Below are 19,589 nucleotides of genomic sequence, written 5' to 3'. Positions count from 1 at the left end.
TGTCCATCATGGGCGTGCTCGTCCTCGGCGGTGGGATCGCGGGCACCCTGCTGCTCCAGCGCACCGACCACGTATCCCGCGAGCTGATCGACGAACTGCAGCCGTCCCGGTCGGCGGCCTATCAGCTGCAGGCCGCGCTGCGGGATCAGGAGACCGCGATCCGCGGTTACGCGATCGCCGCCGACCGTCAGTTCCTCGAGCCCTATTACGAGGGGCAGCGCGCCGAGGCGTCGGCCGCGGCGGACCTGCGCGCGCGGGCCGGCGGCCGCACGGAGCTGATCGGCGACCTCGACGCGATCGAGCAGGCGTCCGAGGCCTGGCGGAAGAACTTCGCCGAACCCCTGGTCGCCGGCATCACGCCGGGCGTCGCCACGCCGGTTGATCAGTCCGCGATGGAGCGCGGCAAAGTCGAATTCGACCGCATCCGGGCGCTCTTCGACACCCAGAACGATCATCTGCGCGCGGCACGGGCCGCGGGCATCGCCAGCCTCGATGACATCAGACACTGGCGCAACGGGGTGCTGGAGGCCATCGTCGTGGTGCTGCTGGTGACGGCGATCGCGCTGGCGATCGTCATGCGGGTCGCGGTCACCCGGCCGCTGGAGGCGCTTGCCGCGTCATGCCGGCGCATCACCGAGGGCAACTTCGCCGAGCGCATCGTTCCGCAGGGCCCCAAGGACATTCGCAGCATCTCGGTCGACATCGAGAACATGCGGCAGCGCATCGTCGACGAACTCGAGGCATCCCGCTCGGCCGAGGCGCGACTGGACGAGCAGGCCGTCGAGCTACGCCGCTCCAACGCCGAACTGGAGCAGTTCGCCTACGTCGCATCCCACGACCTGCAGGAGCCGCTGCGCAAGGTCACCTCGTTCTGTCAGCTGCTCGAGAAGCGTTACGGCGACAAGCTGGACGAACGCGGGGTGGAGTACATCGCCTTCGCCGTCGACGGCGCCAAGCGCATGCAGGTCCTCATCAACGACCTGCTGACGTTCTCCCGGGTCGGCCGGCTGAACTCGGCGCAGACCGAGGTGGATCTGGACGCCGCCCTCGGTGATGCGCTCGGCAACCTGAGCCTGGCCGTCGACGAGTCGGGCGCCGAGATCGTCCGGCCCGCCGAGCCACTCCCGCGGGTCATCGGCGACCCCACGCTGCTGGTGATGCTGTGGCAGAACCTGATCGGCAACGCGATGAAGTTCCGCCGCGACGGTGTGGCTCCACGAATCGTCATCGAGTGTCGCCGGGGTGATTCCGACATGTGGTCGATCACCATGTCGGACAACGGGATCGGCATCGCACCCGAGTTCGTCGACAAGGTCTTCATCATCTTCCAGCGCCTACATGGCCGGGATGCGTACGGCGGCACCGGGATCGGACTGGCGCTGTGCAAGAAGATCGTCGAGCATCACGGTGGCACGATCTGGATCGACACGTCCTACACCGGGGGCACCCGGTTCCACTTCACGCTGCCCGTCCTCGCGGCCGCCTCCTCACCCGTTCCCGTGGCATCTGCCACCGGGACCTCAGCCCCTTCGGAAGGAACCCCCCGTTGACGTCAGCCGACCGGAACGCCGCCCGCCCCATCGACGTGTTGCTCGTCGAGGACGACCCGGGTGACGAGCTCATCACCCGAGAAGCCTTCGAGCACAACAAGATCAAGAACAATCTGCACGTAGCCCACGACGGCGAGGAAGGCCTGGACTTCCTCTACCAGCGCGGCGCCTTCAAGGACGCCCCCCGACCGGACCTGATCCTGCTCGATCTGAATCTGCCGAAGTACGACGGCCGGCAACTGCTCGAACAAATCAAGTCCGACGACAACCTGAACCACATCCCGGTGGTCGTGCTCACCACCTCCTCGGCCGAGGAGGACATCCTGCGCAGCTACAAACTGCATGCGAACGCGTACGTCACCAAGCCGGTGGACCTCGATCAGTTCATGAACGCGGTGCGCCAGATCGACGAGTTCTTCGTCCAGGTGGTTCGGTTGCCTCAGGGCTGATGCGATGGTGATGCGTGAATCCCCGCCGGTGTGGGTAACGTCACGTCCATGAAGCTCATCTCGCCGACGGACTCGATGTTCCTACTCGGCGAATCCCGCGAGCACCCGATGCACGTGGCTGGCCTGCAGCTGTTCGAGCCGCCGGCCGGCTCCGGCATCGACTTCCTGCGCGACATGTACGAGACGATCGTCAAGAACGACGACTTCCAGCCGACGTTCCGCAAGCATCCGGCCCGATTGCTGGGTGGCGTCTCCAACCTGGCGTGGGCCTTCGACGACGAACTCGACATCGACTACCACCTGAGGCGATCGGCGCTGCCCGCCCCCGGCCGGGTGCGCGATCTGCTCGAGCTGGTGTCGCGGCTACACGGCACCCTGCTCGACCGGCACCGCCCGCTGTGGGAGGCGAGCATCGTCGAGGGGCTCAGCGACGGCAGATTCGCGATCTACACCAAGATCCATCACTCGCTGCTCGATGGCGTCTCGGCACAGCGCCTGACGATCCGGTCGATGACGACCGATCCGGACGACCGCGAGATGCGGGTGCCGTGGACGCTCGGCCCCAAGGCGAAGAAGGATTCCGGCCCGTCGCGGTCGGCGCTGCAATCCCTTACCGGGACCGTCGGGTCGCTGGCCTCGCTGGCACCGTCGACGCTGGCGATCGCCAAGGCAGCCCTGCTGGAACAGCAACTGACGCTGCCCTTTCGGGCGCCCAAGACGATGTTCAACGTCCCGATCGGCGGTGCGCGCCGGGCGGCCGCGCAGTCCTGGCCGATGGAGCGCTTCCGCGCCGTCAAGTCCGCAACCGGCGTCACCGTCAACGACGTCGTACTGGCCATGTGCGCGGGCGCGTTGCGCGCCTACCTGATCGAGCAGGACGCGCTGCCAGAGACTCCGCTGGTCGCCATGGTGCCCGTCAGCCTGCGCTCGGAGGGCGAACAGGACGCCGGCGGCAACATGGTGGGCACGATCCTGTGCAATCTGGGTACCGACATCGCCGACCCGGCCAAGCGCCTCGACGCCATCAACACCTCGATGCGCGACAACAAGAAGGTCTTCGCCGAGCTACCGAGGACCCAGGCCCTCGCCCTGTCGGCGTTCCTGGTCTCCGGCATCGCCCTCGGGCTGCTTCCCGGGTTCGTGTCCTCGGCGCCGCCGCCGTTCAACATCGTCATCTCCAACGTGCCCGGTGCGCGGGAACCGCTGTACTGGAACGGTGCACGGCTGGACGGCAACTACCCGCTGTCGATCGCCCTCGACGGTCAGGCGCTGAACATCACGATGACCAACAACGGCGACAATCTCGACTTCGGGCTCGTCGGCTGCCGACGCAGCGTGCCACACCTGCAGCGGCTGCTGATGCATCTCGAGGACTCCCTGGCCGAGCTCGAGCGGGCCGTCGGCATCTAGGGTCCGACGCGCCCTCAGTACTTGCCGAAGGCCAACACCACGTTGTGGCCACCGAAGGCGAACGTATTGCTCACCGCCACGCGGTAATCGGCCCGGCGCGGTTCCCCGGTGACCACGTCCAGGTCGATCCGCTCGTCGAGCTGAGTCGTGTTCAGCGTCGCCGGCACGACACCGTCGCGAAGCGCCTGCACCGTCAGCACGGCCTCGATCGCACCTGCCGCCCCGAACGTGTTGCCCAGGGCCGCCTTCGGGGCGTACACCGCCGGACGGTGCGCTCCGAGAACCTTCTGCAGCGCGGTCGCCTCGACGAGGTCGCCGGCGACGGTGCCCGCGGCGTGCGCGTTCACCAGGTCGACGTCTGCCGGGGTCAGGCCCGCGCGTTCGATGGCCCGGTTCAGGGCATGCGCTTCCTGTCCGGCGTCGGGGTCGGAATTCATCGCGTCGAAGCCGTCCGAGGTGACGGCGGCGCCCAGCACCCTGGCCAGGATGCTCGCACCCCGCGCCGTGGCGTGTGCTTTCGTCTCCATGATCATCAGCGCACCGCCCTCGCCGAGGACCATGCCGTCGCGGTCGCGGTCGAACGGCCGACAGGCACCGGCGGGATCGTCGTTGTGCGTGGACATCACGCCGTCCATCTGGGAGTAGGCCGCGATCGGCACGCCCTCGATGGGTGACTCCACGGCACCGCAGATCACGATGTCTGCGTCACCGAAGACGATCTGCTGCCAAGCCTGGGCGATGGCGCCGGCGCCTGATGCGTCGGCCATCATCGGAGCGCTCACCCCCGCCCGCGCGGCGCGGTCGAGTCCGATCGCCGCCGCCGGACCGTTGGGCATGAACATCTGGACGGCCAGCGGGGAGACGGCCTTGAGTCCGCGCTTGCGCATGTCGATGTAGGCGAGGATGACCTCCTCGGCCGTACCGAACCCGGTGCCGACCGAAACGGCGAGCCGCGTGGGGTCCACCTCCGGCGTTCCAGCATGGGCCCATGCACGTCGGCTCAGGATCAGCGCCATCTTCTGCGGATAGGACAGTCGGCGCAGCTCGACCCGGCTCAGTTCGGAGTCGAAGTCCTCGAGGAGCTGACCCCCGATCTTCACCGGCAGGTCCAGCTCGTCGGCCAGATCCGGTGACAAGCGACGGATCCCGCTACGCCCGTCGAGCATGGCCGTCCAGGTGGCCTCTGCGTCGGTGGCGAGTGCGTTGGTCATCGCGTATCCGGTGATGACCACCTCGGGAAAGTCGCCTGCCATCTGAACCTCCCTTTCCGGTGTGGAGACCGTTCGCTTCCGTCCGCACCCATGGGAGACGGCGCCGTGCTCCTTCGATCACAGCACGTGGTTCGACCGAATCCGAAATCGTCGCCGCCAGCACCGGGGGCCGTGCCGACCGCCGACACCGCAGCAGGGCGAAGACACTTCGGATTGCTACCTTAGCTAGCCAATCTAGACCCATCCCAACGGCACGGCTCCCACCTGGAACAATTTAAGAAATCAAACAGTCGACGCAGCTATTGAACCCGGGATAATATTTGCGGAACGGCAGGAGGCTACGGCGATGACCACGGATACGTCGGCCCTATCACGAATGGCCTGGGAAACGGCTGCCTTGCAGGCGGTCTCGGCGGCCGGCAAGGCCGTCGCCGCCGCGAAGCGCACTCGATCCGCAGAACTCGTCGACATCGCGCAGCAGGAGCTTCAGGATGCCGTCGACGCAGCGCGCGACCTGGACGTCGAGTGGGGTCAGATCGGTATCGCACTGGGCATCGCGCGCGGCAACGCCTATCAGCGCTATCGGCGCAAGCCCACCCACGGGGCGTTTCGCGCGGCGGCCGGGGATCACCGCCACCACCGCGCGTAGCGCCGGGGCCTAGGGGGTGACGGGCCAGTCCCAGACCGACATGTCGCCGCGCGGGTAGTTCATGCAGACGTCGGTGGCCTTGGCCACGACGCCCTTGTTGTTGAAGAACAGCTTGGCCCAGTTGCCCCAGTGGGTGGCCACGTTCTCGTAGTAGACGTTGGTGGCGGTGTCCTCGGAGTATTGCCGGCGGGCGACGGGGTCCAGGGAGAAGAACCAGTGGATGCGGTCCTCGGCCTGCTGCTGGACGTCGGCGGGGCGGTTGCTGCGGTCGATCATGTAGCGCTCGAAGTACACCGGGCTGGTGTCGCGGGCGGCGGCCATGTACTGCTCGGTGTCACAGGTCGTGACGATCATCCGGTGCGGGATCGGGAAGTCGTCGGTGGCGTCGGCCGCCGCCGGACCAGCCAACGCCGTTGCGGCGGCCATGGCGGCGGCAGCGGCGAAGCCGATGCGCGCGGGCAGTCCCGGCTGCCGGGCGTCGCGCCTCGATTCTCGTTGTGTCATCACGACTTTCCTCCCCGTACGTCTTCGAATGCCGGCCCCTGGTCGGGGCAGTCGGCGGCCGCGACCTGAGCCGCCGCCGCTGCGAGCACGACTGCGTTGTCGTTGAGCCGCCGCAGGATCGGCAGGGCGACCTGCGCCGCGAGGGTGAGGGAGAACTCGTCCTCCGACGACAGCGTGTCCAGCAGATCGGCGAGCCGGCCGCGGCGCACGTCCCGGCGCTCGTCGAGGCGGACCTTGCCCTCGGCGGCGAGCGCCACCACGGCTGCCCTGCCGTCCTGCGGGTCGCTGAACCTCTGCACCCAGCCTTGGCGTTCCAGGCGCTGAATCATCTGGGTCATGGCCGGCTGAGAGGTGCCCTCGAGGCAGGCCAGCTGCGTCAAGCGCGCGGGACCCTCGTGCACCAAGCGGTTCAACAGCATTGCCGCGCCCGCACTGAGTCCGGCGCGATCGGTGAGGTGGCGGACGGTCAGATCCATCGCCTCTTCGATCGCGTCGCCGATCGGACCAATTCCGTCCTCGAGCCGGGAAGGTTCCACCAAGAATCTATATCACGATGCTTATGTAGATGTACTAGAAAGGAGCCGAAATGAGGCGTGGATCACACCGGCGGTCGTCAGATCCTTGCTGTGAAGCAGCCGGAACATTGCTGAGAGTGACACCCCGGCACGGGCTCTCGGCGCGAAACTGGCCCCGACGTCAATCGACGTCGAGGCCAGAATCGGTACCGCTCCTGCCATCTTCATAGGTCAACCTATGCAAATGGATCCGATCAGCCGGGCAGCCCCTGCTCCTCGACGGGCAGCGGGGCGGGGCCCTTGATGCTGGGCTGTGCCATGGGAATTGGCGGTGCGGCAGGCGCGGTGGTAACCGTGCTGGTGGTGCCGATGTTCATCGTCGAATCGGCGACGAAACCGGGCGCAGCCTGCGCGATGGTCGCGCCGACGACACCGAGGCTCACCAAGGCGCCACCGGCGGCGATTGCGAGCGTTCTGCTGTTGTTAGACCTCATGTTTGGGACCCCTCTCCAACTTGCAACAGTCCTTCGTCTAACTGAAGGACGGCGGGGCCCCATTTATTCCTGCGGTGTTCGACGTCTCACCGTCGGCGCGGGCGCGCGATGCGGCGCCTCACCACACCCGGACCCAGTCGACCAGCATGTCGGCCGGGTAGGTACCCCCACTGGGGTCACCCCCGCCGGACCCCCCAACCGCGAGGTTGAGCATCGGTGAGAGCTGGTAGCCCGGGTCGTTGAACGGCCAGTCGTCCAGCGAGTTGGCCGGCACCGTGAAGTACGGCTCCATGCCATCGACGTAGTCCCGCCAGAAGTACATCCCGCTGTCGTTCCAGGTGACCCGCCAGACGTGCCAGGCACTGTCGACGTCGAAGGGCTGGGTCGCGAAGGACGTGCCGTCCAGTCGCGCGTGCACGGTGGTTCCCGACGGCCAGTTGCCATTTCCGTACCACTCGACCAGGTCCACTTCGCCACCGCGCACCGGATCGTCGTTCAGCAGCCACCACGCCGGCCAGCAGCCAAGGGTCAGGCAGTCGAACTTCACCCGGGCCTCCCAGGTCAGCCCGATGCCACCCCGCCAGTTGCCGGTGAGCTTGCCGCCGAAGTACTTGCCGTTCTCCCTGGTGGCCCGAATGACCAAGTTGGACTTGCCATCCAGGAAGACGTTGCGGCGATCGTTGCGGTATTGCCCCATGTTCTCGGGCCGGTCCCAGAACACCGGGTTCTTGATCACCTCGCGCGCCGTCGCGATCGTCCACTTCGCCGGATCGGGTGCCGAACCCGCAGGGCCGTCGAACTCGTCGTGGAACAGGTACTGCGGCGTGGTCACCTGCGGCGGGGGCGCCAGCCCTGGCGTCCGCGATCCGGACGGCAGCGCGCCCGCCAAGGGAGCGGGGATGGCAGCGGCCAGCAGGCCGAGCCCCGACATGAACAGAAGGTTGCGACGATCCATCTCTGGCACAGCGACACGATAGAGCCCAAACCCGCAAAGGCGCGCGATTGGGGCGTGATTGGGGTCGCCGACGTCGTCGCGCGGCCGGGTCACCGCGCTCACCACCTGGGGAACATCGACGCCGCCCTGCCGGACCAATGCCCTGCGGTGACCAATTCATGACGACATCCCAGCAACGTAATTCTGGCTTGAGACGAGCCCCTATCGGGGGTAGGAAGATGGGTGCCCCAGATTCTTGGCAACACCAGTTGCTGGTGCGTTCACCGCCTGGCTGAGGCTCGCAGAGGTCGTATCAGCAGTGGAGTGGGATGAGCTTGGACGTCGACGGGCAGCCACGAGGCGGCCCGCAAGCCCCGGACTGGGATGACGATGCCGCGCGGCGTGTCGGCTGGTTGCGGTACTTCTTCGCCGACGACCGGTGGGAATGGTCGGCACAGGTGCAGATCATGCACGGATATGAGCCGGGCACCGTCACGCCGACCACCAAACTCGTGCTCTCGCACGCACACCCGCAGGACCAGCGTTCGGTGACGGCCACGCTGCACGGCGTCCGCAGGCACCTGCGCCCTCTCAGCACCAGCCACCGCATCATCGACACCGGCCGCGTCGTTCGCCAGCTGCTGCTGGTCGCCGACATCCTCGTCGGTGAGACGGGAGGCGTCGTTGGCGCGCAAGGCTTCTTCGTCGACGTCACCCCGTCGGCCGACGCCCAGCAGGACCAAGTCACCGCCGCGGTCGCCGACTTCACCGAGAACCGCGCCACCATCGAGCAGGCCAAGGGCATGCTGATGGTGGTCTACGCCATCGACGCCGACGCCGCGTTCCAGTTGTTGCGCTGGCAGTCACAGCACCACAACGTCAAACTTCGGCGGGTCGCCGAGCGGGTCGTGCGCGACTTCGCCCAGGCGTCGCGCCGGCAGCTCGTCGACCGCGCGGTCTACGACGACCTCCTGCTGACGGCGCACCGGCGGTCCGAAGCAGAGCAGCGGTAGCGCGACTCTCCCCCACCGGGAGGCTGCACACTGAGACGGTGCCACGGCGTCTGAGCATCGGGGACTTCTCCCGGATGACCCACCTGTCGGTGAAGACGCTGCGGCGCTACCACGAGTCGGGCCTGCTCGAGCCCGCCGAGATCGATCCGTTCAGCGGTTACCGCTACTACCGCGCCGGTCAGATCCCCGTCGCCCAGACCATCCGGAGGTTCCGCGACCTCGACATGCCGGTGCGCGAGATCGCCGAGCTCATCTCGACCGGTGATCCCGACGAGCGTGGTCTGCTCATCGGCCAGCACCTGCAGCGCCTCGAGACCCAGCTGGAACACCCGCACCGCCGTCGCGGCGCTCAAGCGGCTGCTCGACCCGGCCAACACGGTCGAGGTAAGCCGCCGGACCACCGCCGAGATCGTCGCGGCCTCGATCGCCGAAACCGTTGCCGCCCAAGATATCCTGTCCTGGTACGCCGATGCGATGGCCGAGGTCGACGCGGCCTTGGCGGCCGCCGGCCAGAGCGCCACCGGTCCACCGGGCGGGTTGTACGACAACGCACTGTTCACCGACGAGCGTGGTCGACTGGAGGTCTACGTGCCCGTCCGGGAACCCCCGCGATCGGGCCGGGTGGAGCCGCTCGTCATCCCCTCGACCGACCTGGCCTGCGCCGTGCACCGCGGCGCACACACCGACATCGACGTCACCTACGGCGCGTTGGGGGTGTGGGTGAACCAGCACGAGCTGACCATCGCCGGTCCCGTCCACGAGACCTACCTGGTGGGACCGCGCGACACCCCGACGGAACATCAGTGGCGTACCGAGATCGGCTGGCCCATCGCGCCCGCCTGACCGGCGGCGAGGCTACGGTTGCCTCGGAGCACCACTCGTCAGAGCACCAGGAGGATCCGCCACATGACCGTGACCGTTGGCGTGGGACCGGTCGACTTCTCCGAGCTCGTCGCCGTGGCGCGCGATGACGCCGCGGTGAGCATCTCCGCGGAGGCGGTGGCGGCCATTCACGCCAGCCGGGCCACCATCGAGGCCCTTGCCGACGACCCGGCCCCGGTCTACGGCGTCTCGACCGGGTTCGGCGCCCTGGCGACCCGACACATCCCCAAGGAACGCCGTACCCAGCTGCAGCGCAGCCTGATCCGCTCGCACGCCGCGGGCGCCGGCCCTGAGGTCGAGCGTGAGGTGGTTCGGGCGATGATGCTGCTGCGGCTGTCCACCCTGGCAAGCGGACGCACGGGCGTCCGCCTCGACACCGCGCAGGCCTACGCCGAGCTGCTGTCCGCCGGGCTGACGCCGGTGGTCCACGAGTACGGCAGCCTGGGGTGCTCCGGCGACCTCGCACCGCTGGCGCACGTGGCACTCTCGGTCATGGGCGAGGGATACGTGCGGACGCGTTCGGGTGAGCTGCAGCCGTCCGCGAAGGCTCTGGCCGAGCACGGCCTTCGCCCGGTCGTCCTGGCCGAGAAGGAGGGCCTGGCGCTGATCAACGGGACCGACGGGATGCTCGGTCAGCTCGTCCTCGCGCTGACCGACCTCGATGCGCTGCTGCGGCTGTCCGACGTCGCCGCGGCGATGAGCGTCGAGGGGCAGCTCGGTACCGACCGCGTCTTCGCGGCCGATCTGCAGCGGCTGCGCCCGCATCCCGGGCAGGCCGCCGCCGCGGCCAACATGACCCGCCTGCTGGCGGGGTCCGCCATCGTCGCCAGCCATCAGACCCCGGATTGCACGCGCGTGCAGGACGCCTACTCATTGCGCTGCGCGCCCCAGGTCGCCGGTGCGGCGCGGGACACGGCCGCGCACGCCAGGACGGTCGCCGAACGCGAATTGGCCAGTGTCATAGACAATCCCGTCGTCACCCTCGATGGCCGCGTGGAATCCAACGGGAACTTCCACGGCGCGCCGGTGGCCTACGTGCTCGACTTCCTGGCCATCGTCGTCGCCGATCTGGCCAGCATCAGCGAGCGGCGCACCGACCGGTTCCTCGACGTCAACCGCAGCCACGGCCTCAACCCGTTCCTGGCCGAGGATCCCGGCGTCGACAGCGGCCACATGATCGCGCAGTACACCCAGGCGGGCATCGTCTCGGAGCTCAAGCGGCTGGCGAATCCGGCCAGCGCGGACTCCATTCCGTCCTCGGCCATGCAGGAGGACCACGTCGCCATGGGATGGTCGGCGGCCCGCAAGCTGCGCCGCGCCGTCGACGGTCTGACCACCGTGCTCGCGATCGAGATCCTCACCGCCGCACGTGGATTGGAGATGCGTCGACCGCTGACGCCGTCACCAGCCACGGGTGCCGTCATCGGCGCGTTGCGCGAGCGCGTCGAAGGGCCGGGGCCGGATCGCTTCCTGGCACCGGAGATCGCAGCCGCCGTCGGATTGGCGCGCTCCGGAGCACTCGTCCGCGCGGCCGAAGGCGTCGTCGGCGCGCTGGACTAGCCGATCCCCGCTGGACTAGCCGATCACGGTGGGCCGTAGAGGTTTCCGCGCCGGATGTCCTCGCGGCACTGGACCCGGGACTCACCGGTCTGCTGCACGCAGACGCGGACCTGCTCCTCGATGCCCGCCGGGTACACCTGCTCGCCGGGCCCAGGCGTCACCGTGGGCACGGGCACCACCCCGGAGACCAGGGACCACATGATGTCGTTCGACGGGGGTAGCCGCGCGCAGAACGCCTTCGCCCCCGTCTCGGTGACACCCGCCGCGCCGAGCACCTGACAGTCGGCACCGACCAGCACCACCGGTACCGAGGGCGCGGCCGGTGCCGGCGGCGCCGCGGTCGAACTCTGATGCCGGGCGATGAGGATGCCCGCGACGACCCCGCCGACGAGCAGCAGTCCCACCACGATTGCGGCGACCAGCCCCAGGCGCCAGGTGCGGCTCTTGGCCGCCTTCCCCGAGCCCAAGCGCGCTACCGGAGTGGCCAGCATGGTGTCGTCCGTCTCGGAGTCAACCATGTCGCCATTGAGATTGCGGGACAACGCCTTTGCGAATTCGGTGCACGACTCGTACCGGTCGGCCGGCGACTTCGCCAGCGCCTTGGCCAGCACCGGGCCCAACCCCGACAGCTCGGGTTTGCGATCCGCGATCTGCGGCGGCGGGGCGCTGACGTGCTGGCTGATCACCACGGCCGGGTTGCGGTCCAGGTACAGGTGCGAACCGGTCAGCAGCTCGAAGGCCGTGGCGGCCAGCGAGTACTGGTCGGCTCGACCGTCGAGTGGCTGACCCATCAGCTGTTCGGGTGCGGCGTAGGCGACCGTGCCGACCGCCATGTTGGTCTCGGTGAGGCCGCTGGAATCGTCGACCCGCCGGGCGATGCCGAAGTCGGCGAGCAGGGCCCGCCACCCGCCGGAGGCTTGATCGGCCAGCAGGATGTTGGCGGGCTTGACGTCTCGGTGCAGCAGCTGATGCTGGTGGGCGTAGTCGAGGGCGTCGGCGATCGCCCTGACGATCCGCACCACGTCGGCCGCCGGCAGCCCGCGACGGTACTCCGGTTCCAGTAGCAGCTGGCCTGCGTCGGTGCCCTCCACGTAGTCCATGGCGATCCACAGCCGGCCCTCGTCCTCGCCGCGGTCGTGCACGGCGACGATGTTCTGGTGCCACAGCGCGGCGGCGTTCTGCGCCTCGCGGTTGAACCGCTCGCGATACTCGGCGTCGTTCGACACGCTCAGCGCCATGACCTTGAGCGCGTCACGCCGCGGCAAACGCGGATGCTCGGCCAGATACACCTCGCCCATGGCGCCGGCGCCCAACTGACGGACGATGACGTACCCGGCGAACGTCTCCCCGGCGGCTAATGGCATGCGGGCATCCTACTGAGACTGCCCCGCCCGGCCAGCGATTCGACGACGGCGTCACACCGCCCCGGTCACCGCCTCGGCGCGCTCAGGTCGTAGACGGTATCCGAACCGACCTTCATCGGGGTGAAGTTGGCCGCCACCCACTTGGTGATGTCGGCGTGCACCGACCGGCCGCCGAATCCGCCGGGGTGGTTGTTCTGGGCCGGGGCGATGTAGTACCCGATCCGGTGATTGGCCACGTCCTGCTGGAATTCGGAGAGCGTCGGCGTCGGGTCGCTGCCACCGAATCCGCCGATGGCCATCACGGCGGTGTCGGTGGACAGCTCCAGCGATGCGGCCGGGCTCGACCGGTCGATGGCCGCCGACCAGTCGGTGTCGGTGTTGCGCAGCAGGGCGTCCAGCTGGGGGTTGTCGACGCCCTGATCCCAGCCACCATGACGGGTGTCCGGCTGAGCGGGCCCGACCAGCGGCATGCCGCCGCTGTGCGGTTGGCCGATCGTCGCGATCGAGTAGGCGGCCGTGCCCAAACCGGCTCCGATCAGCCCCACCAGCAGCGCGGCGGCGGCGAGCCGCGGGCGCGCCTTGGCCGACGACGCCAGCAGACCCACTGCCGCGCCGACGGTGAGCACCAGGATCACCCAGCGCAGGGCGGGGAACCAGTCGGCGTTGCGGCCGAGCAGCCACCAGCTCCACACCCCGGTGCCGACGAGCATCGCGATCAAACCGCCTCGGCCGAGCCAGGATTCGCGCCGGCCCCACATCTCGTGACCGCCGATGGCCAGCATCCCGCAGACGGCGGGCACGAAGGACAGGCAGTAGTACGGGTGGACCATGGTCTTCATGTAGCTGAGCACCAGCCCGTCGACGAGCATCCAGCTGCCGAACACGATGGCGCCCGCCCGCACCACGTCGGTGCGCGGTGCACGGCCACGCGCGACGAGCACCAGCACGAAGGCCAGCAGGGCGGCGGGCAGCAGCCAGCCGATCTCGAAGCCGAATTCCCCGGTGAACAACCGGGTCAGCCCGTGGGAGTCGGCGCCGAACCCGCCACCGTGATGCCCGGCGCCGAGCTGAAACTCGGTCCCCGCCGCGGCACCGACGTCGGGACTCAGCGCAAAGGCGTGGTCGTTCTTGCCGAGGACGCGCGCAAACCCGTTGTACCCGAGCACCAGGTTCATGAAGTTGTCGTCGGTCGAGCCGGCGAGGTAGGGCCGCGAGCCCGCCGGCCACACCAGCGTCAGCACGACGAACCAGCCGGCGGAGACTCCGAAGGCCGCCAGCGCGCCGACCAGTTGCAGCAGTCGGCGGCGCAACGGCGTCGGCGCGGCGACCAGGTACATCAGCCCGATCGCAGGCATGACCATGATGCCCTCGAGCATCTTGGCCAGGAACGCGAACCCCAGCGCCACTCCGGCGAGCACGATCCACCGGGTGCTGGCCGCCTCGATCGCGCGCACGGCGCAGTAGACGGCCGCCATCATCAGCAGCACCATGACGGCGTCGGGGTTGTTGAACCGGAACATCAGGGCCGCGGCGGGCGTCAGGGCCAGCGCCGCTCCGGCGAGCAGCGCGGCGTTGGGACCGCTGATTCGCCGGACCGCCCCGTACAGCAGCGCCACGGTCGCCACGGCCATCAGTGCCTCGGGAATGAGCATGCTGGCGCTGCTGAACCCGAAGATCTGCCCCGACAAACCCATCACCCACTGCGACACCGGGGGTTTGTCGACGGTGATGAAGTTCTGGCTGTCCAGGGAGCCGAACAGCAGCGCCTCCCAGTTCTTCGACCCGGCCTGGGCCGCGCCCGCGTAGAACTGGTTGCCCATCCCGTTGATGGTGATGTTCCAGAGGTAGGTCACCAGCGTGGCGATCAGCAGGACGCCGAAGCCGATGCGGTCCCAGGTCTGGCGGGTGAACCGGAACGTGGCGGTGGGTGCGTCCGTGTCGTCGTTCGCCGGAAGCGGCAACTCCAATGTCGTCGTCACCACGCCAGTTAGCCAGGCCATCCGTTGACGCGGCTGTGAGGATGCGGTGACCCGGCTGGGATCCCGGCGTCGATGCGGTAACCCCGCCTCGAGAGGAGATGCCGATTCGAAACTTCCGGGGCGGCAGCCGCCATAGACTCGGACCATCAGAGCGGATGCCGGGACGAGGAGCGCACACCGATGACGATGACCGAACCGGACGTCCAGGCCGGTACCACGTTCGCCGAGTCCTTCGAGAAGGACGTCGCCGCCACCCAGCAGTACTTCGACAGCCCACGCTTCGAGGGAATCGTGCGCCTGTACACGGCACGTCAGGTCTGCGAGCAGCGCGGCACCATCGCATGCGAGTACCCGGTGGCGCGGGACGCGGCGGCGGCGTTCCACCCCCGGTTGCGGGAGCTGTTCGGCCAGCAGAAGAGCATCACCACCTTCGGCCCGTACTCGCCGGGGCAGGCCGTCACCATCAAGCGGATGGGCATCGAGGGCATCTACCTCGGTGGCTGGGCGACCTCGGCAAAGGGCTCCATCAGCGAGGACCCGGGGCCAGATCTGGCCAGTTATCCGCTGAGCCAGGTGCCGGACGAGGCAGCGGGACTGGTGCGTGCGCTGCTGACCGCCGACCGCAACCAGCAATACCTGCGACTGAAGATGACCCCCGAACAGCGTGCGGCAACACCGGCCTACGACTACCGGCCGTTCATCATCGCCGACGCCGACACCGGACATGGCGGAGATCCCCATGTGCGCAACCTGATTCGCCGTTTCGTCGAAGCCGGCGTACCGGGTTACCACATCGAGGATCAGCGCCCAGGCACCAAGAAGTGTGGCCACCAGGGCGGCAAGGTGCTGGTGCCGTCCGACGAGCAGATCAAGCGCCTCAACACCGCCCGCTTCCAGCTCGACATCATGCGCGTGCCCGGCATCATCGTGGCGCGCACCGACGCCGAGGCCGCCAACCTGATCGACAGCCGCGCCGATGAGCGCGACCAGCCGTTCCTGCTCGGTGCGACGAATCTCAAGGTGCCGCCGTACAAGTCCTGCTACCTGGCGATGATGCGGAGTCTGTACGCCCAGGGCGTCACCGACATCCGCGGGCATCTGCTCTACGCCATCCCCGACGGCGAGTACGCCACGGCCGACGCCTGGCTGGACCGGCACGGCATCGCGAACGTGGTGACCGAGGCGGCCACGCAGTGGAAGGACGGCAAGGCCTCCTCCATCGACGACCTGTTCGACGACGTCGAGTCGCAGTTCGTCGACGCCTGGCAGGCCGATGCTGGGCTGGAGACCTACGGCGAGGCGGTGGCCGAGCTGCTGGCGTTCCGCGAGCGCGAGGGCGAGCCGCTGGAGATGACGCCCGCGGCCTGGCGTGAATTCGCGACCAGCGCGTCGCTGTACGCCGCCAGGGAGAAGGCGCGGGAACTCGGCGCCGACGCGCCGTGGGACTGCGAGCGGGCCAAGACCCCCGAGGGTTACTACCAGGTCCGCGGCGGCATCCCCTACGCCATCGCCAAGTCGCTGGCGGCCGCGCCGTTCGCCGACATCCTGTGGATGGAGACCAAGACTGCCGACCTGGCCGACGCGAAGCAGTTCGCGGACGCAATTCATCGCGTCTACCCGGACAAGATGCTGGCCTACAACCTGTCGCCGTCGTTCAACTGGGATACCACCGGCATGAGCGACGACGAGATGCGGGCCTTCCCTGCCGAAATCGGGAAGATGGGCTTCGTCTTCAACTTCATGACCTACGGCGGTCACCAGATCGACGGCGTCGCCGCCGAGGAGTTCGCCACCGCCCTTCGGCAGGACGGGATGCTCGCGCTAGCCCGCCTGCAGCGCAAGATGCGCCTGGTCGAGTCGCCGTACCGCACGCCGCAGACGCTGGTCGGCGGACCCCGCAGCGACGCCGCACTGGCGGCGTCGTCGGGTCGCACCGCGACGACCAAGTCGATGGGCAAGGGCTCCACCCAGCATCAGCACCTGGTGCAGACCGAGGTGCCCAAGAAACTGCTGGAGGACTGGCTCGCGCTATGGGGCGAGCACTATCACCTCGACGAGAAGCTGCGCGTCCAGCTGCGACCCCGGCGGGCCGGGGGCGAGGTGCTCGAACTCGGCATCTACGGCGCCAGGGAGGATGGCGAGGAGGAGTTGCTCGCCAACGTGCTCGTCGATCCGATCAAGGACCGGCACGGCCGCAGCATCCTGACGGTGCGCGATCAGAACACCTTCGCCGAGAAGCTCCGCAAGAAGCGCCTCATGACCCTGGTCCACCTCTGGCTGGTGCACCGCTTCAAGGCCGAGGCCGTCTACTACGTGACGCCGACCGAGGACAACGTCTACCAGACCGAGAAGATGAAGTCCCACGGCATCTTCAGCAACGTCCGCCAGGACGTCGGCGAGATCGTGGTGGCCGACGTGAACCAGCCGCGGATCGACGAGCTGCTGGCGCCCGACCGCGAGGCGTTGATGCGGTTGATCCGCAAGGAGGACTGAGCGGGTTTCACATGCTCTTCAAAGCCTCGCCTTGGGCTGCCAACATGTCGGCCGAGCATCGTGGGGACATGAGCGCATTCGCCAATCCCATGGCTGGTGAGCGGACGGCCGCTGCCGGCAACCGGGACCGTCGGCGGTCCGCACTGACCGCCATCCTGGTCCTCGCGGGCATGTCGTCGTTGGTACTGCTGGGCGATCTGCGGATCGGGCCGTCCTGGGTGCACTGGCTCGGATCCCTGATCGCCGTCGTCGCCGCACTCGGCGTGGTGGTGATCGTCGAACTCAGCTGGGACCGCGCGATCGACACCGCCAAGTCGGTGGGCCTCGTCGCCCCCGAGACCCGCATCAGCTGACGGTGCTACCCCGGCGCCCCCGATTCGACGACGGCCAGGTTGGGCACGTAGCTGCGCTGCGCCCACTGGAAGACCTGCCACCCGGCGGCCTCGTCGAACTCGTCGTGGACGCGCCGGGCGGCCTCCGCGCCGATCGGTCGAGCGTCTCGCGCCTTCACCTGAACTTCGGCGCACCGCTCCATCAGCAGGAAGAACCCGACCGCCGAATCGACGGTGGTGCCGACCGTCAACAGGCCGTGGTTACGCAGCACCACTCCGCGCGCGGTCCCGAGTGCCGCGGCAATGCGCTTACCGCCGTCGACGGACCCGATGCTGACCTCCTCGTCATCGAAGATCTCGTGGTCGCCGTAGAACGCACACGCCTCCTGGGAGATCGGCTGAAGTTTGGTGACGGCGGCCGAGAAGGGCGTGCCGTAGGGCGTATGGCAATGCGCGGCGGAGACCAGCTCCGGCACGGCCTCGTGGACCGGTGCATGGATGTAGTAGGCCGCGACGTTGATGTGGCCGCCGCCTTCGACCGTGCCGTCGGGACGGACCAACACCAGGTCGTCGACCGTCATCGACCGGAACGGCACGCCGTAGCGGCCCAGCCAGAAGCAGTCCGGGCGCTCGGGATCGCGCGCGGAGATGTGGCCGTCACCGAGCGAACCCCAGCCCATCGCCCCAAATACCCGGTACGCCAGGGCAAGTCGACGTTTGCGGTGGTCCCGGAGCTTGGCGGGGTCGTCGAAGTCCGGCTCGAAGGCCGAGGGATCGAGGAACTCCGCGAAGTCACCGGTTCTCGGCGTACCCGTCATCGAACTCCGCTCCGTCCCGCCGCCGCGCGATTGATCCACCACTTCACGCTAGGCCAGTCGCCGCGTTGGTGCGCGGCGGTACCTGCCCGGCTCGTTCACCGAATTATCGTTTGACCATCCCGGTCGGTTAACGTTCCGGCAGGCAAGCTGGCCGCCCCGGCGACATTGCCCCTCCGCTCTCGAACACAGACCCATCCGTTAGGCACAGACATGCTGACCGCGGTCAAGCGCCGGTTTCAGTCCGAGGACCACTACTACTGGATCACGTCGTATCTGGCGGCCAGGGGACGTCAACGGGTGACGTGCCGGTTCATCGCGTTCAGCACCGTCGGGCTCGGTGTGATCCCGACGGTGATGATGCTTGGTGATCTGGGCCCGCGCGGGCCGCTCGCCCAGGGGCTCGCGGTCGCGGTGTTGGCCTGCTGCGTGGCCATGGCGTCACTGTGGTCGAGGGCGAAATGGCCAAGCCGTGCGCAAAGCCAATCAAGCGTCCTGCTCGGCAGCGCGTGCATCGCAGTGGCCTGTCTCATCCAGCAGGATCCCCGACTCGGGCTGGCGGGCGCCAATGCGTTCATCGTCGTCTCCGCCTTCAGCGCCCTGTTCCACGACGGGCGGATGGTCGCGGCCGCGTGCACCGTCGGGGCCGTCACCATCGGTGCACTCGCCATTCGGCTCGGCGACTTGGAACCCGCGGCCACGGTGTCCGGCATCGCACTCTGCGCCTTCATCAACGCGTTCGTGATCTTCTCCAGCCGCAACCTGGTTCGGCTGGTCAACCCCGACGTGCACTACGGCGAACTGGAACCCTTGACCGGGTTGCTGACGCGCGACGCGTTCTCCGACCGGGTGGCCACCATGATCGCCGCCCGCGACCGGACCGACGATCGATTCCTGGCCATCCTGGTGGTCAGTCTGGACAGCTTCTCGCTGCTGACGGCCATGAGCGGTGACGCCGGTGGCAACGAAGCCAGGGTGTCCATCGGGCATCGCCTCGGTGCGACCCTGCGTCGCGACGCCCTGCTGGCCCACGTCGGTGAGTCCGAGTACCTCGTCGCCGACTCGTTCACCACCACCGACGCCGCGGTGCTCACCGACCGACTGCAGCACACCGTGCGTACCGCTCCCTACCGACTGACCGCGAGCATCGGCGTGGTGGTGACGCCGTTGTCCGAACTCGTCGGCCACCCGCCGCACGACCTGGTCGAAGAGCTGATCACGATCGCCTCGTCGAACGTCTACACCGCTCGTCGGCAAGGGGGCCAGCGCGCGGTGGTCACCACGAACCCGAAGCTGACCTCCACCGAGGAATACGGCTCCAACGACTGACCCGCGTCACTGGTCACCCCGTGGGCCGACCGTGAATAGCTGCACTGCAACACGAATCCGACGTGGGCTCGACCGTCGGCGGAATCGCGCCAACGCCCGCCATATA

General features: G+C 68.2%; 18 protein-coding genes and 1 pseudogene. 11 read left to right on the top strand and 8 right to left on the bottom strand.

The window, feature by feature from the left end; translation table 11 throughout:
* Positions 1 to 8: 8 nt before the first annotated feature.
* From SBI80_RS12230 to SBI80_RS12220, 3 genes are read left to right on the top strand one after another with little or no spacing between them, the layout of a single operon-like run.
* Positions 9 to 1,550: a sensor histidine kinase gene (locus SBI80_RS12230; RefSeq protein ID WP_318975248.1), complete on the top strand. Its 1,542-nt coding sequence runs from the start codon at positions 9 to 11 to the stop codon at positions 1,548 to 1,550.
* The gene (locus SBI80_RS12225) at positions 1,547 to 1,999 is read left to right on the top strand and encodes a response regulator (protein WP_318974900.1); all 453 of its coding nucleotides are present in this window, start codon (positions 1,547 to 1,549) and stop codon (positions 1,997 to 1,999) included. The genes SBI80_RS12230 and SBI80_RS12225 overlap by 4 nt, the downstream gene beginning before the upstream one ends.
* Positions 2,000 to 2,047: 48 nt before the next feature.
* Positions 2,048 to 3,409 carry a WS/DGAT/MGAT family O-acyltransferase gene (locus SBI80_RS12220; protein ID WP_318974898.1) on the top strand — a complete coding sequence of 454 codons (1,362 nt, stop codon included), beginning with the start codon at positions 2,048 to 2,050 and terminating at the stop codon, positions 3,407 to 3,409.
* A 14-nt stretch (positions 3,410 to 3,423) separates the two neighbouring features.
* On the opposite strand, the gene SBI80_RS12215 is transcribed toward SBI80_RS12220, so the two are convergent.
* Positions 3,424 to 4,662, bottom strand: coding sequence for a KasA/KasB family beta-ketoacyl-ACP synthase (locus SBI80_RS12215; RefSeq protein WP_318974896.1), 1,239 nt, complete (start codon positions 4,660 to 4,662; stop codon positions 3,424 to 3,426).
* Positions 4,663 to 4,996: 334 nt separating this feature from the next.
* Here SBI80_RS12215 and SBI80_RS12210 point away from each other — a divergent pair, with 334 nt between their 5' ends.
* The gene (locus tag SBI80_RS12210) at positions 4,997 to 5,269 is read left to right on the top strand and encodes a hypothetical protein (RefSeq protein ID WP_318974894.1); all 273 of its coding nucleotides are present in this window, start codon (positions 4,997 to 4,999) and stop codon (positions 5,267 to 5,269) included.
* Between the two features lie 9 nt (positions 5,270 to 5,278).
* Here the strand turns inward: SBI80_RS12210 and SBI80_RS12205 are convergent, their stop codons facing one another.
* The 4 genes from SBI80_RS12205 to SBI80_RS12190 all read right to left on the bottom strand — a co-directional run bounded on the left by SBI80_RS12205 (position 5,279) and on the right by SBI80_RS12190 (position 7,737).
* Positions 5,279 to 5,695 carry a DUF5078 domain-containing protein gene (locus tag SBI80_RS12205; RefSeq protein ID WP_318975246.1) on the bottom strand — a complete coding sequence of 139 codons (417 nt, stop codon included), beginning with the start codon at positions 5,693 to 5,695 and terminating at the stop codon, positions 5,279 to 5,281.
* Positions 5,696 to 5,772: 77 nt separating this feature from the next.
* Entirely contained in the window at positions 5,773 to 6,309 is a 537-nt protein-coding gene (locus SBI80_RS12200; RefSeq protein WP_318974891.1) for a MarR family winged helix-turn-helix transcriptional regulator, read from the bottom strand.
* 233 nt (positions 6,310 to 6,542) lie between these two features.
* Complete coding sequence (locus tag SBI80_RS12195; RefSeq protein ID WP_318974889.1) at positions 6,543 to 6,782, bottom strand: hypothetical protein; 240 nt, start codon at positions 6,780 to 6,782, stop codon at positions 6,543 to 6,545.
* A gap of 118 nt (positions 6,783 to 6,900) precedes the next feature.
* Entirely contained in the window at positions 6,901 to 7,737 is an 837-nt protein-coding gene (locus SBI80_RS12190; RefSeq protein ID WP_318975245.1) for a glycoside hydrolase family 16 protein, read from the bottom strand.
* A gap of 308 nt (positions 7,738 to 8,045) precedes the next feature.
* On the opposite strand from SBI80_RS12190, the gene SBI80_RS12185 reads away from it, so the two are divergent.
* From SBI80_RS12185 to hutH, 4 genes and pseudogenes are all read left to right on the top strand, one after another.
* Positions 8,046 to 8,729 carry an ANTAR domain-containing protein gene (locus SBI80_RS12185; RefSeq protein WP_318974887.1) on the top strand — a complete coding sequence of 228 codons (684 nt, stop codon included), beginning with the start codon at positions 8,046 to 8,048 and terminating at the stop codon, positions 8,727 to 8,729.
* 74 nt (positions 8,730 to 8,803) lie between these two features.
* Positions 8,804 to 8,926: pseudogene (locus tag SBI80_RS12180) on the top strand (MerR family DNA-binding transcriptional regulator); the annotation flags it as partial.
* A 64-nt stretch (positions 8,927 to 8,990) separates the two neighbouring features.
* Positions 8,991 to 9,572, top strand: a complete 582-nt coding sequence (locus SBI80_RS12175; protein WP_318974886.1) for a GyrI-like domain-containing protein — start codon at positions 8,991 to 8,993, stop codon at positions 9,570 to 9,572.
* Between the two features lie 63 nt (positions 9,573 to 9,635).
* Positions 9,636 to 11,171 (top strand): histidine ammonia-lyase, encoded by a 1,536-nt coding sequence (hutH, locus tag SBI80_RS12170; protein ID WP_318974884.1) that lies wholly within the window; start codon positions 9,636 to 9,638, stop codon positions 11,169 to 11,171.
* Positions 11,172 to 11,194: 23 nt separating this feature from the next.
* Here hutH and SBI80_RS12165 read toward each other — a convergent pair whose 3' ends face one another.
* Together SBI80_RS12165 and SBI80_RS12160 are read right to left on the bottom strand one after the other, a co-directional pair.
* A complete protein-coding gene (locus SBI80_RS12165) occupies positions 11,195 to 12,535 on the bottom strand; it encodes a serine/threonine-protein kinase (protein WP_318974882.1) in 1,341 nt (446 codons plus the stop codon).
* A 65-nt stretch (positions 12,536 to 12,600) separates the two neighbouring features.
* Positions 12,601 to 14,514, bottom strand: coding sequence for an ArnT family glycosyltransferase (locus SBI80_RS12160; protein ID WP_318974880.1), 1,914 nt, complete (start codon positions 14,512 to 14,514; stop codon positions 12,601 to 12,603).
* A gap of 180 nt (positions 14,515 to 14,694) precedes the next feature.
* On the opposite strand from SBI80_RS12160, the gene aceA reads away from it, so the two are divergent.
* Both aceA and SBI80_RS12150 read left to right on the top strand, forming a co-directional pair.
* Positions 14,695 to 17,007, top strand: coding sequence for an isocitrate lyase ICL2 (gene aceA / locus SBI80_RS12155; protein WP_318974879.1), 2,313 nt, complete (start codon positions 14,695 to 14,697; stop codon positions 17,005 to 17,007).
* Positions 17,008 to 17,075: 68 nt separating this feature from the next.
* Positions 17,076 to 17,360: a hypothetical protein gene (locus tag SBI80_RS12150; RefSeq protein WP_318974878.1), complete on the top strand. Its 285-nt coding sequence runs from the start codon at positions 17,076 to 17,078 to the stop codon at positions 17,358 to 17,360.
* Between the two features lie 5 nt (positions 17,361 to 17,365).
* Here SBI80_RS12150 and SBI80_RS12145 read toward each other — a convergent pair whose 3' ends face one another.
* Entirely contained in the window at positions 17,366 to 18,196 is an 831-nt protein-coding gene (locus SBI80_RS12145) for a class II aldolase/adducin family protein (RefSeq protein WP_318974876.1), read from the bottom strand.
* A 171-nt stretch (positions 18,197 to 18,367) separates the two neighbouring features.
* On the opposite strand from SBI80_RS12145, the gene SBI80_RS12140 reads away from it, so the two are divergent.
* On the top strand, positions 18,368 to 19,483 hold the full coding sequence (locus tag SBI80_RS12140) for a GGDEF domain-containing protein (protein WP_318974875.1): 1,116 nt from the start codon (positions 18,368 to 18,370) through the stop codon (positions 19,481 to 19,483).
* The last annotated feature ends 106 nt before the right edge of the window (positions 19,484 to 19,589 follow it).

It is taken from the genome of Mycolicibacterium sichuanense (genome assembly GCF_033741125.1).
In the GTDB taxonomy this organism is placed as follows: domain Bacteria; phylum Actinomycetota; class Actinomycetes; order Mycobacteriales; family Mycobacteriaceae; genus Mycobacterium.
The sequence above is the reverse complement of the archived record's forward strand: the minus strand, read 5'-3'. Positions and strand labels throughout refer to the sequence as shown.